Origin of the sequence: Geodermatophilus pulveris (genome assembly GCF_900188375.1) — a bacterium.
Lineage (GTDB): Bacteria > Actinomycetota > Actinomycetes > Mycobacteriales > Geodermatophilaceae > Geodermatophilus > Geodermatophilus pulveris.
In genome coordinates, this window is the sequence record NZ_FZOO01000005.1 from 245,481 (window position 1) to 262,943 (window position 17,463).

Below are 17,463 nucleotides of genomic sequence, written 5' to 3' on the forward strand. Positions count from 1 at the left end.
TCAGCGGCGGCGGGCGGCCTTGTCGGCGTACATCGCGTCGTCGGCCTCGCGGACGAGTCGCTCGAGGGCCCGCTCGGGGTCGGTGCCCCCGGGGACGGTGCCGATCCCGATGCTCATGCCGATCGGCAGGTCCACGTCGCCGACCCGCAGCGGCTCGGTGACCGTGCTCCGCAGCCGCGCGGCCAGCACCTCCGCGTCGGCCCGCGCGCTGTTCTCGCAGACGATGCTGAACTCGTCCCCGCCCACCCGGGCGGCGGTGTCGCTGGCCCGCAGCACCGAGGTGAGCCGCTCGGCGACGGCGACCAGCACCGCGTCGCCGACCGGGTGGCCGTACCGGTCGTTGATCTCCTTGAACCCGTCCAGGTCGATGCCCAGCACGCAGGTGGCGGTCCGCTCCCGGTGGCCGCGCTCCAGGGCGTGCCGCAGCCGGTCGCGGAAGAGGATCCGGTTGGGCAGCCCGGTCAGCGGGTCGTGCAGCGAGCGGTGCACCAGCGAGGCCTCCAGGGCCTTGCGCTCGGTGATGTCCTCGACGATGGCGACCACGTGCGGCGGGTCGCCCTCCGGCGTGCCGTCCACCCACGAGGAGGTGACCTGCACCGGGACGACGGACCCGTCCGCGCGCACCAGCCGGGTCTCGTGCCGCATCATCCGGCGCAGCTCGAGGAGCTCGGCGAACGCCTCCACGGCGGCCGCGTGGTCGTCCGGGTGGACCAGGTCGAGCATCGAGTGCCCGTAGAGCTCCCCGGCGCTGCGCCCGACCATCGCCGCGAGGGCCGGGTTCGCGTCCACGACGAGACCGGTGGTGGTGGCGAGGGCGATGCCCATGGGGGCGTTGGCGAACGCGCTCCGGCGGTCCGCCGGCGGCAACGTGCGGGTCTCGTCCGTCAACTCCCACCTCCCTGGCGGCCATGCTGGGCGAGTACCCGTCCCTCGCCGCACGTCCGGCTGCCCCGAGCCGGTTCCACGTGGAACCGGCGAGGGGGCAGGATGGCACGGGGACGAGCGAGGAGGGGTCCGTGAGCGAGTTCGACCTGGTGTTGCCCGCGACGGTGGACGTGCGTGAGGTGGGCATGCGCGACGGCCTGCAGCTGGAGGCCCCGGTGCCCCTGGCGGACAAGCTGGCCATGCTGGAGGCGCTCGTGGCCACTGGCGTCCGGCGGATCGAGGTGACCTCCTTCGTCTCGCCGAAGGCCGTGCCCGCGCTCGCCGACGCCGCCGAGCTCGCCGCCGAACTGCACCAGTTCGACGGCGTGCACTTCTCCGCGCTGGTGGCCAACGCCCGCGGGGCGACCCGGGCCCTGGACGCCGGGATGGCCCACCTGGAGTACGTCGTGTCCGCCTCCGACGGGCACAGCCGGGCCAACGCGGGGCGCTCCACGGCCGAGGCGGTGGCCGCTGTCGGCGAGATCGCCGCCCTGGCCGCCGCTGCCGGGGGCTCCCTGGAGGTGGTCATCGCCACCGCGTGGGACTGCCCGTTCGACGGCCGGACGCCGATCTCCCGCACCGTGGACGTCGCCCGTGCCGCGGTCACCGCCGGCGCCGACCGGCTCTGCCTCGGCGACACCATCGGCACCACCACACCGCTGCGGGTCGTGCAGCTCGTCGACGCCGTCCGCCGGGCGTGCCCGGGCGTGGACGTCGGCGTGCACTTCCACGACACTCGCGGGACCGGTCAGGCCAACGCGCTGGCCGCCGTCCAGGCCGGGGTCACCCAGCTGGACTCCTCCGTCGGCGGCCTCGGCGGCTGCCCCTTCGCGCCCGGCGCGAGCGGCAACATCGCCACCGAGGAGCTCGTCTACATGCTGGAGGAGTCCGGCGTGCACACCGGGCTGGACCTCGACGCCGTCCTGGCCGCCGCCCGCGTCACCGAGCGGGCCGTGGGCCGGCCGCTGCCCAGCTCGCTGTACCGGGCCGGGGGCCCCTCGGTGCCCCGGCCGGCCTCGCCCGTCGGGTGACGTCGCCGGGTCCGGGCCCCGTGGTTGAGTGGGGGGCATGAGCCAGCCGCCGGCGGGGGACGGCGTGATCGACCCGGGGACCATGCGGGACGTCCTCGGCCACTTCGCCTCCGGGGTCACCGTGGTGACCGCCCGGGGCGAGGGGGGCCCCCTCGGCTTCACCTGCCAGTCGTTCAGCTCGCTGTCGCTGGACCCGCCGCTCGTGGTGGTCGCGCCGGCCCGCACCTCGCGCACCTGGCCGCAGCTGCGCGCGCTGGGCCGCTTCTGCGTCAACGTGCTGGCCGAGGACCAGACCGAGCTGTCGGTGACCTTCGCCCGCTCCGGCACCGACAAGTTCGCCGGCGTCCCGTGGCGGCCCGGCAGGCTGGGCCAGCCGGTGCTCGAGGGCGTCGTCGCCTGGATCGACTGCGAGCTGTGGGCCGAGTACGACGGCGGGGACCACACCCTCGTCGCGGCCCGGGTGCTGGACCTCGGCGCCGACCCCGGCCGGCGGCCGCTGCTGTTCCACCGCGGCGCCTACGGGTTGCTGGAGGCCCCGCGCGGCTGACCCGCGGCCGGCCTCAGCAGAAGCGGACGGCGAGCAGCGCGACGTCGTCGCGACCGTCGATGGAGCCGGCGACCGCGGCGGCGCACAGCTCGCGGGGCCCCGCGCCGGCGCGGGCGGCGGCCAGCCGGCCGACCAGCTCGGCGATGCCCTCGTCGAGGTCGGTGCCGGGCCGCTCGATGAGCCCGTCGGTGTAGGCCAGCAGCGTGGTGCCCGGCGGCAGCTCCAGCGTCGTCGACGGCCGCACCGCGCCGCCGTCGACGCCGACGAGCAGGCCGGTCACCTCGTCGAGCACCCGGACCCCGCCGTCCGGCGCGCGCAGCAGCACCGGCGGGTGGCCGGCGCTGGCCACGTGCAGCTGCCACGGGCCGCCGTCCTCCGCCGGGGGCAGGGCGCGGGCGTAGACGAGGGTGGCCATGGCGGCCACCCGCAGCCCCTGTACCAGCCGGTCCACCCGGGCGAGGACGGCGCCGGGGTCCGGGTCGGGTGCCTCCCAGGCACAGGCCCGGATCAGCCCGCGCAGGTGCCCCATCGCCGCGGCAGCGACCACGTCGTGGCCGACGACGTCGCCGATCACCAGGCCGATCGACCCGTCGGGCAGGTGCAGCAGGTCGTAGAAGTCGCCGCCGACGTCGGCCGCGGTCGAGGCGCTGACGTAGTGCGCGGCCGACTCGATCCCGGGGATGTCCGGCAGCTCGGGCAGCAGCGAGCGCTGCAGCGTGACGGCGACCGTGTGCTCCTGCTGGTAGAGGCGCACGTTGTCCATCGCCAGCGCGGCGCGGCGGGCGAGGTCCTCGGCGAGGTCGACGTCCTCCTGGCCGAAGGGCCGCTCCCCGTCGGCGCGGGCCAGCAGGATGGCGCCGCGGGTCCGCCGGCGGGCGACCATCGGGACGGCGAGCAGCGAGCCGGTGCCCAGCGTGCGGACGGCCCGGCGGGTGGCCTCCGTGGGGAGCAGCGCGTCCAGGTCGGCGTCGCTCAGCTGCGCCAGCACCGGGCGGGCGGTGGTGGTGCTGCGCCGGGTCGGGGAGTCCGGGGGCAGGTGCGGCGCGTACTCGGTGGCCAGCAGGTGCAGCTCCTGCTCCCTGCCGTCCCGGTGGCGCGAGGCGGTCTCGCGGACGGCGCCGGAGTCGTCGACCAGGGAGATGAACACCCAGTCGGCGAGCAGCGGCACGCAGAGGCGGGCCAGCCGGTCGAGGACGTCGGAGAGGTCCAGGGTCGCGATCAGCGTGCTGGTCGCCTCGGCCATGAGCGCCAGGCGGCCCTGGATGCGCTCGGCGTCCGCGCGGGCCAGCTCGGCCTCCGACCGCGCCCGCTCGGCGGCCGCGCGGGCGAGCTCGGCCTCGTGGCGGGCGGCCTGCTCGGCGGCGAAGGCGGCCTCGCGCTCCCGCTCGACCCGCACCCGCTCGGTGACGTCGGTCTGCACGCCGACGAAGCTGACCAGCCGGCCCTCGCCGTCGAAGACCGGGCTGATCGCCAGCTGGTTCCAGAAGGCGGTGCCGTCCTTGCGGTGGTTGAGCAGCGTCGTGGTGACCGGCCGCCCGGCGGTCAGCGCATCGCGGATCTCCGCGACCGTCCGCGGGTCGGTGGCCGGGCCCTGCAGGAAGCGGCAGTTGCGGCCCACCACCTCGCCGTACTCGTACCCGGTGATGCGGGTGAAGGAGGGGTTGACCCACACCAGCGGGTCGTCCTCCTGGCGCGGGTCGGAGATCGTGAAGGCGATGTCGGTGGCCACCACGGCCCGCTCGCGCAGCGCCTGCAGCTGGTCGTCGGCCCGGTCCGGGCCGCCGCCCTCGACCTCGAGGAAGACGACCAGGGACAGCTGCTCCTCGCCGTCGGTCCGCGACATCGGGAAGCCGGTGACCCACAGCAGCCGCTCCCCCGGGGCGCCGTCCCCCCGGGCGACCCGGTCCGGCGTCATCCGCACCGCCTCGCCGGTGACCGGCTGGCCCTCGGCGACCAGCGACAGCGGGCTCGACGTGCGCGCGAGGGCCTGCCCGCCCAGGCCGGTCAGGCCGACCGAGGCGCCCCAGGTGTCGATGTCGACCGGCAGGCGGACGTTGCCGGCCATCTCCACCGCCGCGCTGTTGGCGTAGGTGACCGCCCCGGCGACCCGGTCGATGAGTAGCACCGCCACCGGGACCTCGGCGAGCACCTCGGGCAGGGCGGCCGACGCCGAGCCGGTGCCGGCCCGCTCGGTCATGACGGCGCTGGCGGCGGAGACGACGCCGGCCGCCTCGCGGCCCACGACGCCGTCGGGAGGCTGAGCGGGGGATGTGTCCCGCGGTCGGTCCTGCTCGGCCGGCACGGCGTCGACCCTAACCCTCGCGGGCGCCTCCGCGGTCGGCGCGGGTCCGGCCCTGACCAGCGGCTGCACCGGGCGAGGTGTGGGGTGCCCCGTGCAGGGAACCACTCCCGGGGAGCACACCGCCCCCCGACCCGAGGGAGACGATCGCCATGGGACTGCTCGACCGGCTCTTCGGGCGCGGCCGATCCAGCCACGACCAGTACGACGGGTACCAGCAGACCGAGCCGTACGGCGGCCACCAGCAGCCACCCCCGGGACAGGGCGGCACGCCCGGTGACCAGCAGGCGGTCGAGCGCTACCGCTACCTGCTGCGCACCGCGCCGCCGGACAAGATCGAGGAGGCGCACGCCGAGGCCTTCGCCCAGCTGACCCCGCAGCAGCGCCAGGAGGTGCTGGTGCAGCTGGCCGCCGCGGTGCCCGCGTCGGAGCGGCCGCGGTCGGACGACCCGCGCACCCTCGCCCGCGCCGCGACCCGGGCCGAGGTGCGCCAGGCCGGCACCCTGGAACGTGCCTTCGGTCCCGGCGGCGGCGGACCCGGCGGTGGCTACGGCGGCGGCTATGGCGGTGGCTACGGCCGCGGCGGTCCCGGCTTCGGCAGCATGGTGGGCGCCAGCCTGCTCGGCACCGTCGGCGGCCTGGTGGTCGGCACGGCGGTCGCGGACGCGCTGTTCGACAGCGGCATGGGCGACAGCGGGCTGTTCGGCGGCGGCGACGAGGAGGCCTACGCCCAGGGCTCCGAGGACGCCGGCGGCGATTACGGCGGCGACCCCGGAGGCGACCTCGCCGGCGGCGCCGACCCGAGCGCGGACCTCGGCGGCGGGGACCTCGGCGGTGGCGACTTCGGTGGCGACTTCGGCGGCGGGGACTTCTAGCCGGGCGGCCGTCGGGCGGTGCGGCGCAGGAAGAGCAGCCCGAGGACGGGCAGCACCAGCGGGACGAACAGGTAGCCGCGACCGTAGGCCGACCAGACCGTCTCGTCGGGGAACGCGGCCGGCTGCAGCAGCGACAGCGTGCCGACGACCAGGACGCCGACCAGCTCGAAGCCGATCGCGGCCAGCGCGGTGCGCCGCCCGCCGCGGGCCAGCGCCACGGTGGCCACCACGTACACGGCCGCGGCCAGCGCCGACAGCAGGTAGGCGACCGGCGCCTCGGCGAACCGGGTCGACAGCTGGACGACCGCCCGCGCCCCGGCGGCCAGCGCGAACACGCCGTACACCGCCACCAGCACCCGCCCGGGCCCGGCGGTGGTCGCCCGCTCCCCCGCGCGCTCAGCCACCCGACGCCTCCCACAGCTGCTGCAGCCGCCAGATCATCACACCGACCGCGCCGGCCGCCACGGCCAGCACGGTCCCCGCCCAGCGGGTGGGCTCGGTGCGGGCCCACAGCACCCCGGCGACCGGCAGCAGCACGATGCCGGCCAGGTAGCCGAGGAAGGTGGGGGTGTCGGCCGGGGTCTCCCCCTGCGCCAGCCGGACGACGGCCAGCCCGCCCTGCACCAGCAGCAGGGCCTCCAGCAGCGCCGCCCCCGCCAGGTGCAGCAGCCCGATGCGCCGGCGGGCGAGGGTCGAGGCGATCCCGGCCAGCGTCAGCAGCACCGCCGTCACGGTGACCGCGACCACCAGCGCGGTGCTCACCGGGCGGACCCCGTGGCGGTGGTGTCGGGCACGGGTGCCATCCTCCCGCGTGGGGGGACGCGCCGGTCAGGGGCCAGGGGCCGGCGCGGAGACCCACGGGGTGCGTCCGGCAGCGGCGCGCCGGGAGGCTGCCATGACCGTCCGCGACCTCGTCGTCGACCTCCTCGCCGACCTCCTCGACGCCGTCACCGACCGGCCGGTGCGGCTGCAGGGGCTGGTGGCGCTGCTGCACACCTCGACGTCGCGGAGCCGACCACCCGGACGACCACCGCCGCGCTGCGCCGGGCCGGCTGACTGCAGGCCGGCCGCCGCGGCCGGGAGACCCTCGACGCCCCCACCGAGCGGCTGCGCGCCGCGGTGCACCGGCGTGCCGCGCGGCTGGAGGAGCGGCTCGGCCCCAGGGACGGCCTGTGGCGCATGGTCGTCTACACCGTCCCGGAGACCGAGTGCCCCGCCCGCGAGCGGGTGCGCCGGGCGCTCACCCGGCACGGCTTCGGGCCGCTGGGCCCGGCCGCCTGGGTCTCCCCGCACCGGTGCGCGCTCGACGAGGTGCGCCACGAGCTCGCCGGCGAGCCGCTGGGCCGGCTGGACCGGCTCACCGCGCGGGTCGTCGGGGACGCCGTCGGTTCCGACGCCGAGCTGGCCGCCCGCGGCTGGGACCTGCCGGTCCTCGCCGCGGCCTCCCCGCGGGAGACCGACCGGCTCGGCGCTGTCCTGGCCGCTCCCCCGCCGGACGGCGCGACGGCGCTGCGCACCCACCTGCGCGGGCTGGCCGCCGTCCGCCGGGTCACCGCCGGCGACCCGCTGCTGCCCGAGGGGCTGCGCCCGGCCGGCCGGCCGGCCCGGGCCGGCGCTGCGCGAGGTCGGGGACGCGGTGGCCGACCGGCTGCGCGGGCCCGCCCGGGCGCACGTCACCGCCGTCCTGGACCGGACCGCGCCCGCCCTGCCGTAGGGGCGCCGCCGGCGGACCCCGGTCGGCACGGGCACCGGGCGGTGTGACAGGTTAGGTGAACCTCAGTAAGGCAAGCCTCTCCTCTCAGGAGCACCATGCGCACGCCCACCCGGCCGCTGTCCGCCCTCTCCCTCGGCATCGTCACAGCGCTGGCCGTCAGCGCGTGCGGCGGCAGTGAGGACACCACCGCGGAGGCGTCCTCGGCGGCCACCGAGGTCACCGTCGCGCACGCGCAGGGGCAGACGGCGGTCCCCGCCGACCCGCAGCGGGTGGTCGTCTTCGACATCGGCGTGCTCTCGACGCTGGACAGCCTCGGCGTCGAGGTGGCCGGCGTGCCGGAGGCCACCTTCCCCGAGTCGCTGGCCCGGTACGCCGGCGACGGGTACCCCAAGGTCGGCTCGCTGTTCGAGCCGGACTACGAGGCGGTCAACGCCCTTGAGCCCGACCTGATCATCGTCGCCGGCCGGTCGGCGGCGGTGTACCCGCAGCTGGCCGAGATCGCGCCCACCATCGACCTGAGCGTCGACAACGCCGACTTCCTGGCGAGCTTCGAGGAGCGGACCACCACCCTCGGCGAGGTCTTCGGCGAGCAGGACGCCGTGGCCGGGCGGCTGGCCGCGATCGAGACCCGCGCCGCCGAGGTGCGCGAGGCCGCGCAGGACGACGGCGAGGCGCTGGTCGTCATGACCAGCGCGTCGGAGGTCAGCGCCTACGGCGCCGGGTCCCGCTTCGGCATCGTGCACGACGAGCTGGGCCTGGGGGTGGCGGACGAGGACCTGACCGAGGCGGACCACGGCGACGCGGTCTCCTTCGAGTACCTCGCCGAGACCGACCCGGACATCATGCTCGTCCTCGACCGGGACGCCGCGATCGGCGAGTCGGGTGCGGCCGCGCGGGCAGTGCTGGACAACGAGCTGGTCCGCGGGACGACGGCCTGGCGCAACGGCGACGTCCACTACCTCGACTCCTCGGTCTGGTACGTCGCCCCCAACGGCCTGCCGTCGGTCGAGACCATGATCGACGAGGTCGCCGCGGCCGTCGAGTGAGCAGCACGACCGAACGGCGCAGCGGCGCCGCGCCCGCCCCCTCGGGGCAGGTGCGGCGCCGCCGCGGTGTCCGCCGCCGGCACGTCGCCGCGGCGCTGGCGGCCCTGGTGGTCGCCGCCCTCGGGTCCCTGTTCGTCGGCGTGAGCGACGTGTCCCCGGCCGACCTGCTGGATGCCGACGAGGCCGGGACCCGCGTGTTCTGGACCAGCCGGGTGCCGCGGCTGACCGCGATCCTGCTGGCCGGCTCGGCCACCGCGGTCGCCGGGCTGGTCATGATGTCGCTGACCCGCAACCGGTTCGTCTCCCCGCAGACCGCGGGGACGACGGAGTGGGTGGGGCTGGGCATCGTCGTCGCGACGCTCGCGTTCGGCAGCACCTCGGTGCTCGGCAAGATGGGCATCGCGGTCGCGTTCTCGCTGGTCGGGACCGCCCTGTTCGTCTGGCTGCTGCAGCGGATGGTCCTCACCGACATCGTCGTGGTCCCGCTGGTCGGCATCCTGCTGGGCGGGGTGGTCAGCGCCGCCGCGGCCTTCCTCGCCTACCGCTTCGAGCTGCTGCAGTCGGTGGACGCCTGGATGAACGGCGACTTCTCCGGCGTCGTGGCCGGCCGCTACGAGCTGCTCTGGCTGGTGCCGGCCGCCACCGTGGTCGCCTACCTCTACGCCGACCGGTTCTCCGTGGCAGGGATGGGCGAGGGCTTCGCGGTCAACCTCGGCGTCCCCTACACGCGGGTCGTCACCCTGGGCCTGGTCATCGCATCGGTGGTCACCGCGATCGTCGTGGTCGGCGTCGGGTCGATCCCCTTCCTCGGCCTGGTCGTCCCCAACCTGGTCACCCTCGCCCTGGGCGACAACCTGCGCCGGGTGCTGCCGGTGACCGCGGTGACCGGCGCGGCGTTCGTGCTGGTCTGCGACGTCGTCGGCCGCACCATCCGGTACCCCTACGAGATCCCGGTCGGCACCGTGGGCGGCGTCATCGGCGGGGTCGTGTTCATCGTGCTGCTGCTGCGCGCCCGCCGGAGGGTGGCCTGATGGCGGCCGTCCGCACCGCCCCGGAGCGGGCCACGCGCCGCCGCCGCACGCTGGTCGTGCTCGGCGCGGTCACCGCGGCCGCCGTCGCCGCGTTCCTCACCGTGGGCGTCACCGGCGCCTGGGACTACGCGCTGGAGATGCGCGGCCGCCGGCTCGCCGCGATGGCGGTCGTCGCCGTGGCGGTCGCGCTGTCCACCGTGCTGTTCCAGACGGTCACGAACAACCGGATCCTGACCCCGGAGATCATGGGCTTCGACCGGCTGTTCGTCCTGGTCCAGACGGCGGGCGTCTTCCTGCTGGGCTCCTCGACGCTCGCCTCGGCCGACCCGCGGCTGCGGTTCGCCGTCGACACCGTCGCGCTGGTCGCGTTCGCCGCCGTCCTGTACCGGTCGCTGTTCAGCCGCACCGAGCGCGACGTGTACGTGCTGGTCCTGCTCGGGGTGGTGCTCGGCACGGTGTTCACCAGCCTCACCCTGCTGGTCAGCCGGCTCATCGACCCCAACGAGTTCCTGACCCTGCAGGACCTGCTGTTCGCCAGCTTCACCTCCGTCGACCAGGGACTGCTCGGCCTGACCGCCGTGGTCGTCGGCGTCGTCGCCGTCGGGGTCTGGCGGCACATCCCGCTGCTCGACGTCGTCGCCCTCGGCCGCGACACCGCCGTCGGCCTCGGGGTGGAGCACCGGCGGGTGGTCGACCGGGTGCTGCTGGTCGTCGCCGTCCTCGTCGCCGTCTCCACCGCGCTGGTCGGGCCGATCACCTTCCTCGGCCTGCTGGTGGCCAACCTGGCCCGGCAGCTGCTGGGCACCCACCGGCACGCCTGGGTGCTGCCGGGTGCCGCCCTGCTGGCCCTGCTCGCGCTGGCCGGGGGCCAGACGGTGCTCGAGCAGGTGCTCGGCCTCAACTCCAGCCTGAGCATCGTCGTCGGTCTCGTGGGCGGGATCGTCTTCATCGCCCTCCTCGTCCGGGAGCCCCGCCAGTGATCGAGTTCCGGTCCGTCTCCAAGTCCTTCGGCGACACCCGCGTGGTGGACGACGTGTCGCTGACCATCCCCACCGGAGGGATCACCTCGCTGGTCGGCGCGAACGGCGCGGGGAAGTCCACCCTGCTGTCGATCGCCGCGCGGCTGCTGCCGGCCGACCGCGGCCGGGTGCTCGTCGACGGGCTGGACGTCGCCACGACGCCGGGGCCGGTGCTGGCCCGGCGGCTGGCGGTGCTGCGCCAGGAGAACGCGATGTCGGTGCGGCTGACCGTGCGCGAGCTGGTGGCCTTCGGCCGCTTCCCGCACTCGGGCGGGCGGCTGACCGCCGAGGACCACCGGCTGGTCGACGAGGCCATGGCGTGGTTCGAGCTGGACCCGCTGGCCGACCGGCACCTCGACCAGCTCTCCGGCGGGCAGCGCCAGCGCGCCTACGTGGCGATGGTGATGTGCCAGGGCACCGACCACGTGCTGCTCGACGAGCCGCTGAACAACCTGGACATGCGGCACGCCGTCCAGATGATGCGGATGCTGCGCGGCATGGCCGACGAGCTGGGCCGCACCGTGGTCCTCGTCGTCCACGACGTCAACGTGGCCTCCTGCTACTCCGACCGGATCGTGGCCCTGCGGGAGGGGCAGCTGGTCGCCGAGGGCCCGACCGCGGACCTCATGACGCCGGAGCTCCTGCGCGGGGTGTTCGACGTCGAGGTCGAGGTGCACGAGCTGGCCGGCCGGCGGATCGGTGTCCCCTGGTCCTGAGGGGACCGCCCGCCCGGCCGGGCGGGCGGTCCGCCGTCAGGCGGCCGGCGGCTCCAGCAGCAGCTTGCCCGTGCTGCGGCGGCCCTCCAGGTCCTCGTGCGCCCGGCGCGCCTCGGCCAGCGGGTAGCGGCCGCCGATGCGCACGTCGAGCCGGCCGGCGGCCACCAGGTCCAGGACGGCGCCAGCACGCTCGCGCAGCATCTCCGGCGTGCGGGTGTAGGTCTTGAGCGTGGGCCGCTGGACGTACAGCGAGCCGTGGCCGGCGAGGGACTGCACCTGCAGCGGCTCGGGCTGCCCGCTGGCGGCGCCGTAGACGATCATCCGGCCGGTGGGCCGCAGGGCGGTCAGCCCCTCGGCGAACGTGGTCCGGCCGACGCCGTCGTAGACCGCGGCGGCGCCCTCGCCCCCGGACAGCTCGCGGACCCGCGCGGCGAAGCCGTCGTACCCGACGACGACGTCGTCCGCGCCGGCCGCCCGGGCCAGCGCGGCCTTCTCCTCGGTCGAGGTGGTGGCCAGCACGTGGCCGCCGCGGGCGCGCACCAGCTGGGTGAGCAGCAGCCCCACCCCACCGGCGGCGCTGTGCACGACCACCCAGTCGCCCTCGCTGACGGGGTGGGAGTCGGCGACGAGGTACTGCGCGGTGCAGCCCTGCAGCATGACGGCGGCGGCCATGTCGAGGGGGACGCCGTCGGGAACCGGGACGAGCGCCGCCCGCTCCGCGGCGACCCGCGCGGCGTAGCTGCCGGCGACCTCCAGCCAGGCGACCCGCTCCCCCGTGCCGACGACGGTGCCGGCGCCCTCGGCGCCGAGGACCGCGGGGAGGGTCCCGCCGCTGTAGGGGGGGCGGCCCTCGCGCTCGTACACGTCCCGGAAGTTGACGCCCACGGCCGCGACGTCGACCAGCACCTGCCCGTCGCCGGGCTCGGGGTCGGGCACGTCGCCGACCGTCAGCACCTCGGGCCCACCCGGCCGCTCGTAGAGCACCGCCTGCACGTCGCCTCCCGCGTCCTCGCCCGGCCCGTGCCCGCCACGGCCCGGTGCCCCACCCTGTCACCGCGGGCCCGGACCCGCCCGGGCGCCCTGTTCCACGTGGAACGCGGCCGTGTTGCGTCCGCGTGAAGCCGACGCCGGACGGTCGCGCCGGCCTGACGGGTGGGGTTGGATCGAGTGCATGTGCGGCCTCTCCGGCGAGATCCGGTTCGACGGCTCCCTGGCCGACACCACCGCCGTGGCGCGGATGGTGGAGTGCCTGGTCCCCCGCGGGCCGGACGGGCAGGGAGCCTGGAGCAACGGCCGGGTGGCCTTCGGGCACCGGCGGCTGTCGGTCATCGACCTGTCCGCGGCGGGCAGCCAGCCGATGGTGGACAACGAGCTCGGCCTGACCGCGGTCTTCAACGGGTGCATCTACGACTACAAGGAGCTGCGCGCCGAGCTCGAGGGGCACGGCTACCGCTTCTTCTCCACCAGCGACACCGAGGTGATCCTCAAGGGCTACCACCACTGGGGCACCGACGTCGTCTCCCACCTGCACGGCATGTTCGCCTTCGTCATCGCCGAGCGGGACAGCGGCCGGGTGGTGCTCGCCCGCGACCGGCTGGGCATCAAGCCGCTGTACCTGGCCGAGACCGCGGGCCGGCTGCGGTTCGCGTCCTCGCTGCCGGCGCTGGTGCAGGCCGGGGACGTCGACACCTCCATCGACCCGGTCGCGCTGCACCACTACCTCAGCTGGCACGCCGTGGTCCCCGCGCCGCGGACGATCCTCGCCGACGTCCGCAAGCTGCCCCCGGCCACCGTGCGGGTGGTCGAGGCCGACGGCACGTCGGCCGAGCACCGCTACTGGGAGGCCCGCTACGAGCGCCGCCCGGAGCACGCGACCTGGTCGGCCCGTGACTGGGAGGACGCGATCGAGGAGGCGCTGCGGGTGGCCGTCCGCCGCCGGCTGGTCGCCGACATCCCGGTCGGCGTGCTGCTCTCCGGCGGCCTGGACTCCAGCCTCATCGTCGGCCTGCTGGCCCAGGAGGGGCAGACCGGCCTGGCCACCTACTCCATCGGCTTCGAGGCCGTGGGCGGCCGGGAGGGCGACGAGTTCGTCTACTCCGACGTCATCGCCGAGCGCTTCGCCACCGACCACCACCGCATCCGGGTGGCCGGCGACGAGCTCGCCGCGGCCCTCGGCCACGCCATCGGGGCGATGGCCGAGCCGATGGTCAGCCACGACGTCGTCGCCTTCGACCTGCTCTCGGAGCGGGTCAGCCAGACGATCCGGGTGGTGCAGTCCGGGCAGGGCGCCGACGAGGTCTTCGCCGGCTACCACTGGTACCCGCCGCTGCGCGGGGTGGACCGCGAGCGGGCGGTGGAGACCTACGCGCGGGCCTTCTTCGACCGGGACGCCGCCGACATGGCCCGGCTGGTGGCCGACCGGTACGCCGTGGCCGGCGACCCGAGCCCGGAGTTCGTGCGCGAGCACATGTCCGCGCCGCACGCCGAGACCGCCATCGACGCCGCGCTGCGCCTGGACAGCGAGGTGATGCTGGTCGACGACCCGGTTAAGCGGGTGGACAACATGTCCATGGCCTGGGGCCTGGAGGCCCGGGTGCCCTTCCTCGACCACGATCTGGTGGAGCTGGCCGCCGCCTGCCCGCCGGAGCTCAAGCTGGCCGACGGCGGCAAGGGCGTGCTCAAGGCGATCGGCCGGCGGATCATCCCGCCGGAGGTCATCGACCGGCCCAAGGGCTACTTCCCGGTCCCGGCGATCACCCACCTGGAGGGCAAGGTGCTCGGCCTGGTGCGCGACGCGCTCGGCAACGACGCCGCCCGCGAGCGCGGGCTGTTCCGCCCCGGGTACGTCGACGCGCTGCTGGCCGACCCGAACAGCGGGCTCACCCCGCTGCGCGGCAACAAGCTGTGGCAGCTGGGGCTGCTGGAGCTCTGGCTGCAGGCCCACGGGGTCTGAGGTGACCGGCCCGCCGCGCCGCACCGGGGCACCGCCTCCCGCCACGGTGCCGGCGGGCCCGGGCGAGGAGGCAGCATGACCCGCATCGCCGGACACCGCCGGCAGACGCCGGTGCCCACCAGCCGCCCCTGGCAGCAGCTGTCGGCGCACCAGCGGCAGGAGATGGACGCCGACGTCGTCCTGGACCTGGCCTGGGGCCGGCTGGTCTTCGGCCAGACGTTCGCCGGCCTGGACGGCATCGTGACCGCGCTGCGCTCGGAGGAGAGCGGACGGCGCGACATCTGCATCTACCCCCGCGACCCGCACGTGCTGGTCGGGCTGGCGCCCGACGAGCTGTTCATCGACCCCAGCTACACCTACCGGCTGGACCTGCACCGCTACCGGCCGCGGGCCGAGCTGATCCGCGGCGTCTTCGTGCGCACGGTGACCTCGCTGGCCGACATGGAGCAGATCAACGAGATCTACCTCCGCAACGGCATGGTCACCGGCGACCCCGGCACCATGTGGGCCAACCACCGCACCCGCTGCTTCACCTACCTGGTCGCCGAGGACCGCCGGACCGGGGCGATCGTCGGCACGGTCACCGGCGTGGACCACGTGCTGGCCTTCCGCGACCCGGAGGGCGGCGCCAGCCTGTGGTGCCTGGCGGTGCACGCGCAGGACGCCCCGCCCGGCACCGGCGAGGCGCTGGTGCGGGTGCTGGCCGAGCGCTACGTCGGCCGCGGCCGCGCCTACCTGGACCTGTCGGTCATGCACGACAACAGCGGGGCGATCGCGCTGTACCGCAAGCTCGGCTTCCACCGGGTGCCGGCGCTGTGCGTGAAGCGGAAGAACCCCATCAACACGCCGCTGTTCGCCTCCCGCCCGCCGGGCCTCGAGGACCTCAACCCCTACGCGCGGATCATCGCCGAGGAGGCGCTGCGGCGCGGCGTCCGGGTCGAGGTGACCGACCCCGGGTGGGGGGAGATGCGGCTGGCACTGGGCGGGCGCACCGTCCTCACCCGGGAGTCGCTGTCGGAGTTCACCAGCGCGGTGGCGATGAGCCGCTGCGACGACAAGCGGGTCACCCGGCGGATCATGGAGCGGGCCGGCGTCCGCGTCCCCCGCGGTGCCGCCGCCGGCGACGGCGACCTGGACGCCGCCCGCGTGCTGCTCGCCGAGTGCGGCGAGGTGGTGGTCAAGCCCGCCCGCGGCGAGCAGGGCAAGGGCATCACGGTGGGCGTGGCCTCGGCCGACGCGCTGGAGCGGGCGGTCGCGCTGGCCGCCCAGTTCTGCCCCGACGTGCTGGTCGAGGAGCTGGTGGCCGGCGAGGACCTGCGGGTCGTCGTCATCGACCACGAGGTGGTGGCCGCCGCGGTGCGCCGTCCGGCCGAGGTGGTCGGGGACGGCCGCAGCCCGGTCACCGAGCTGGTCCGCGCCACCAGCCGGCGCCGGGAGCGGGCCACCGGCGGGGAGTCCCGCATCCCGATGGACGACGCCACCGCCGAGGTGGTCGCCGAGTCCGGCTACGCGATGGACGACGTCCCGCCCACCGGACGGCGGATCCGCGTCCGGCGGACGGCGAACCTGCACACCGGCGGCACCATCGAGGACGTCACCGACCGGCTGCACCCGCAGGTCGCGCAGGCCGCCGTCCGGGCCAGCCGGGCGATCGGCATCCCGGTGACCGGGCTGGACTTCCTGGTGCCCGACGTCGACGGCCCCGAGCACGTGTTCATCGAGGCCAACGAGCGGCCGGGGCTGGCCAACCACGAGCCGCAGCCGACCGTGGAGCGGTTCGTGGACCTGCTGTTCCCCGAGACCCGCCGGCGCTGACGGCCCCTCCGCAGGGTCCCGCCGCGAGCTGCCGAGCGGTGGGGGGCAGAGGGGTCCTTCCTCGGATCGTGGCAGCGCCGTCGGCCCGGTCGACGCACCGGGCCGACGACCAGCACGGTGTCCGGGCCGGTGCCCAGGTGGTCCAGCAGCACCGCGGACTGCCCGGCCAGCACGAGCACCGGCTGGGCCAGCGCCACGGCGTCGTCCTCGCCGGGACGGCGCTGGACCGCACCGCCGTGGCCGGGGCCCCTCGACGCCGGTCACCCTGCGCTTGCCCCGACACGTGAATCCTGCTTCACTCTTCCCAGGAGGGGAGTATCCCCGACGCTCGTGTCGTCACTCCGGCCCCGGTGGACGGGCCCGGCCGAGCGGGTGCCCGCCTCGGGCGCCGGGAGAGACCTCCGGTCCGATCGACCGGAGGAGTTCTGCGTGGACGTCCCGCTCGCCCTGTGGCTGGCCGTGCTCGGCCTCATCGTCGGCATGCTCGCCGTCGACCTGTTCGCCCACCGCCGCGCCCACGCCATCGGCGTGCGGGAGGCCGCCGCGTGGTCGGCGGTGTGGGTTGCCAGCGGCATCGGCTTCGGCGCCTGGGTGTGGTGGGCCCACGGCGCCGACTTCGGCCAGCAGTACTTCGCCGGCTACCTGATCGAGAAGTCCCTGGCCGTGGACAACGTGTTCGTCTGGGCGATCATCTTCACGTTCTTCGCCGTCCCCCGGGAGTACCAGCACCGGGTGCTCTTCTACGGCGTGCTCGGCGCCCTGGTGCTGCGCGGCCTGTTCATCGCCGGCGGCTCGGCGCTGATCGAGAGCTTCGGCTGGGTGCTCTACCTGTTCGCCGCGTTCCTGCTGTGGACCGGCTACCGGATGCTCCGGCAGCGCAACGAGCACATCGACCCCTCCCGGTCGCGCACCCTGCGGCTGTTCCGCCGGTTCGTGCCGATGACCGACGCCTACCACGGGCAGCGGTTCCTCGTCCGGCGGGGCGGCGTCCTGCTGGCCACCCCGCTGCTGGCGGTGCTGGTGCTGGTCGAGGTCACCGACGTCGTCTTCGCGGTCGACTCGATCCCGGCCATCTTCGCCGTCACCGACGAGCCGTTCCTGGTCTTCACCGCCAACGCGTTCGCCATCCTGGGCCTGCGGGCGATGTACTTCCTGCTCGCCGACCTCATCCACCGCTTCGTGTACCTGAAGGTGGGCCTGGCGCTCGTGCTCATGTGGGTCGGCGTCAAGATGCTGCTCAAGATCGACGTCTACTACATCCCCACGACCGTCAGCCTGGCCGTGATCACGACCATCCTCGCCGTCTCGGTGTGGGCCAGCCTGCGGGCGACGAAGGGCCAGGGACGGCGCGCCGTCGAGGCCCCGGCCGCTCCCCCGTTCCGCGTGGCCACCCCGGAGGAGGAGGCATCGGTCGAGCCGGTCTGGCGCCGCGGCCGCGACCGGGACCGGGAGCCGCTGACCCCGGCCCCCTGACCGCCCGCGATCATGGAGGT

Annotated in this window: 16 protein-coding genes; 11 read left to right on the forward strand and 5 right to left on the reverse strand. The window is 75.4% G+C overall.

Annotated elements, in window-relative coordinates:
- Positions 1-888 (reverse strand): sensor domain-containing diguanylate cyclase, encoded by an 888-nt coding sequence (locus CHB98_RS12580; protein WP_089305932.1) that lies wholly within the window; start codon positions 886-888, stop codon positions 1-3.
- A gap of 128 nt (positions 889-1,016) precedes the next feature.
- Here CHB98_RS12580 and CHB98_RS12585 point away from each other — a divergent pair, with 128 nt between their 5' ends.
- Both CHB98_RS12585 and CHB98_RS12590 read left to right on the forward strand, forming a co-directional pair.
- Positions 1,017-1,955, forward strand: coding sequence for a hydroxymethylglutaryl-CoA lyase (locus CHB98_RS12585; protein ID WP_089305933.1), 939 nt, complete (start codon positions 1,017-1,019; stop codon positions 1,953-1,955).
- Between the two features lie 37 nt (positions 1,956-1,992).
- On the forward strand, positions 1,993-2,502 hold the full coding sequence (locus tag CHB98_RS12590; RefSeq protein ID WP_089305934.1) for a flavin reductase family protein: 510 nt from the start codon (positions 1,993-1,995) through the stop codon (positions 2,500-2,502).
- 13 nt (positions 2,503-2,515) lie between these two features.
- Here CHB98_RS12590 and CHB98_RS12595 read toward each other — a convergent pair whose 3' ends face one another.
- Complete coding sequence (locus CHB98_RS12595) at positions 2,516-4,804, reverse strand: SpoIIE family protein phosphatase (protein WP_089305935.1); 2,289 nt, start codon at positions 4,802-4,804, stop codon at positions 2,516-2,518.
- Positions 4,805-4,953: 149 nt separating this feature from the next.
- Here CHB98_RS12595 and CHB98_RS12600 point away from each other — a divergent pair, with 149 nt between their 5' ends.
- Positions 4,954-5,676, forward strand: coding sequence for a hypothetical protein (locus tag CHB98_RS12600; protein ID WP_089305936.1), 723 nt, complete (start codon positions 4,954-4,956; stop codon positions 5,674-5,676).
- Here the strand turns inward: CHB98_RS12600 and CHB98_RS12605 are convergent.
- Positions 5,673-6,080: a hypothetical protein gene (locus tag CHB98_RS12605; RefSeq protein WP_089305937.1), complete on the reverse strand. Its 408-nt coding sequence runs from the start codon at positions 6,078-6,080 to the stop codon at positions 5,673-5,675. The two genes, CHB98_RS12600 and CHB98_RS12605, sit on opposite strands and share 4 nt — an antisense overlap.
- Positions 6,073-6,438 carry a hypothetical protein gene (locus CHB98_RS12610; RefSeq protein ID WP_089305938.1) on the reverse strand — a complete coding sequence of 122 codons (366 nt, stop codon included), beginning with the start codon at positions 6,436-6,438 and terminating at the stop codon, positions 6,073-6,075. The genes CHB98_RS12605 and CHB98_RS12610 overlap by 8 nt, the downstream gene beginning before the upstream one ends.
- Positions 6,439-6,795: 357 nt before the next feature.
- Between CHB98_RS12610 and CHB98_RS12615 the strand changes: the two genes are divergently transcribed.
- From CHB98_RS12615 to CHB98_RS12635, 5 genes are read left to right on the forward strand one after another with little or no spacing between them, the layout of a single operon-like run.
- A complete protein-coding gene (locus CHB98_RS12615) occupies positions 6,796-7,437 on the forward strand; it encodes a hypothetical protein (RefSeq protein ID WP_089305939.1) in 642 nt (213 codons plus the stop codon).
- Between the two features lie 48 nt (positions 7,438-7,485).
- Positions 7,486-8,436, forward strand: coding sequence for a siderophore ABC transporter substrate-binding protein (locus CHB98_RS12620; RefSeq protein ID WP_089305940.1), 951 nt, complete (start codon positions 7,486-7,488; stop codon positions 8,434-8,436).
- Positions 8,433-9,467, forward strand: a complete 1,035-nt coding sequence (locus tag CHB98_RS12625) for an ABC transporter permease (RefSeq protein ID WP_089305941.1) — start codon at positions 8,433-8,435, stop codon at positions 9,465-9,467. Before CHB98_RS12620 ends, CHB98_RS12625 begins: the two co-directional genes overlap by 4 nt.
- Complete coding sequence (locus CHB98_RS12630; protein ID WP_089305942.1) at positions 9,467-10,447, forward strand: iron chelate uptake ABC transporter family permease subunit; 981 nt, start codon at positions 9,467-9,469, stop codon at positions 10,445-10,447. Before CHB98_RS12625 ends, CHB98_RS12630 begins: the two co-directional genes overlap by 1 nt.
- Complete coding sequence (locus CHB98_RS12635; protein WP_089305943.1) at positions 10,444-11,202, forward strand: iron ABC transporter ATP-binding protein; 759 nt, start codon at positions 10,444-10,446, stop codon at positions 11,200-11,202. The genes CHB98_RS12630 and CHB98_RS12635 overlap by 4 nt, the downstream gene beginning before the upstream one ends.
- Positions 11,203-11,238: 36 nt before the next feature.
- On the opposite strand, the gene CHB98_RS12640 is transcribed toward CHB98_RS12635, so the two are convergent.
- Entirely contained in the window at positions 11,239-12,195 is a 957-nt protein-coding gene (locus tag CHB98_RS12640; RefSeq protein WP_089305944.1) for a quinone oxidoreductase family protein, read from the reverse strand.
- A 178-nt stretch (positions 12,196-12,373) separates the two neighbouring features.
- On the opposite strand from CHB98_RS12640, the gene CHB98_RS12645 reads away from it, so the two are divergent.
- The 3 genes from CHB98_RS12645 to CHB98_RS12660 all read left to right on the forward strand — a co-directional run bounded on the left by CHB98_RS12645 (position 12,374) and on the right by CHB98_RS12660 (position 17,443).
- A complete protein-coding gene (locus CHB98_RS12645) occupies positions 12,374-14,155 on the forward strand; it encodes an N-acetylglutaminylglutamine amidotransferase (RefSeq protein WP_089305945.1) in 1,782 nt (593 codons plus the stop codon).
- Positions 14,156-14,230: 75 nt separating this feature from the next.
- On the forward strand, positions 14,231-15,970 hold the full coding sequence (gene ngg, locus CHB98_RS12650; RefSeq protein WP_089305946.1) for an N-acetylglutaminylglutamine synthetase: 1,740 nt from the start codon (positions 14,231-14,233) through the stop codon (positions 15,968-15,970).
- A 429-nt stretch (positions 15,971-16,399) separates the two neighbouring features.
- A complete protein-coding gene (locus CHB98_RS12660) occupies positions 16,400-17,443 on the forward strand; it encodes a TerC family protein (RefSeq protein ID WP_089305948.1) in 1,044 nt (347 codons plus the stop codon).
- Positions 17,444-17,463 lie beyond the last annotated feature (20 nt).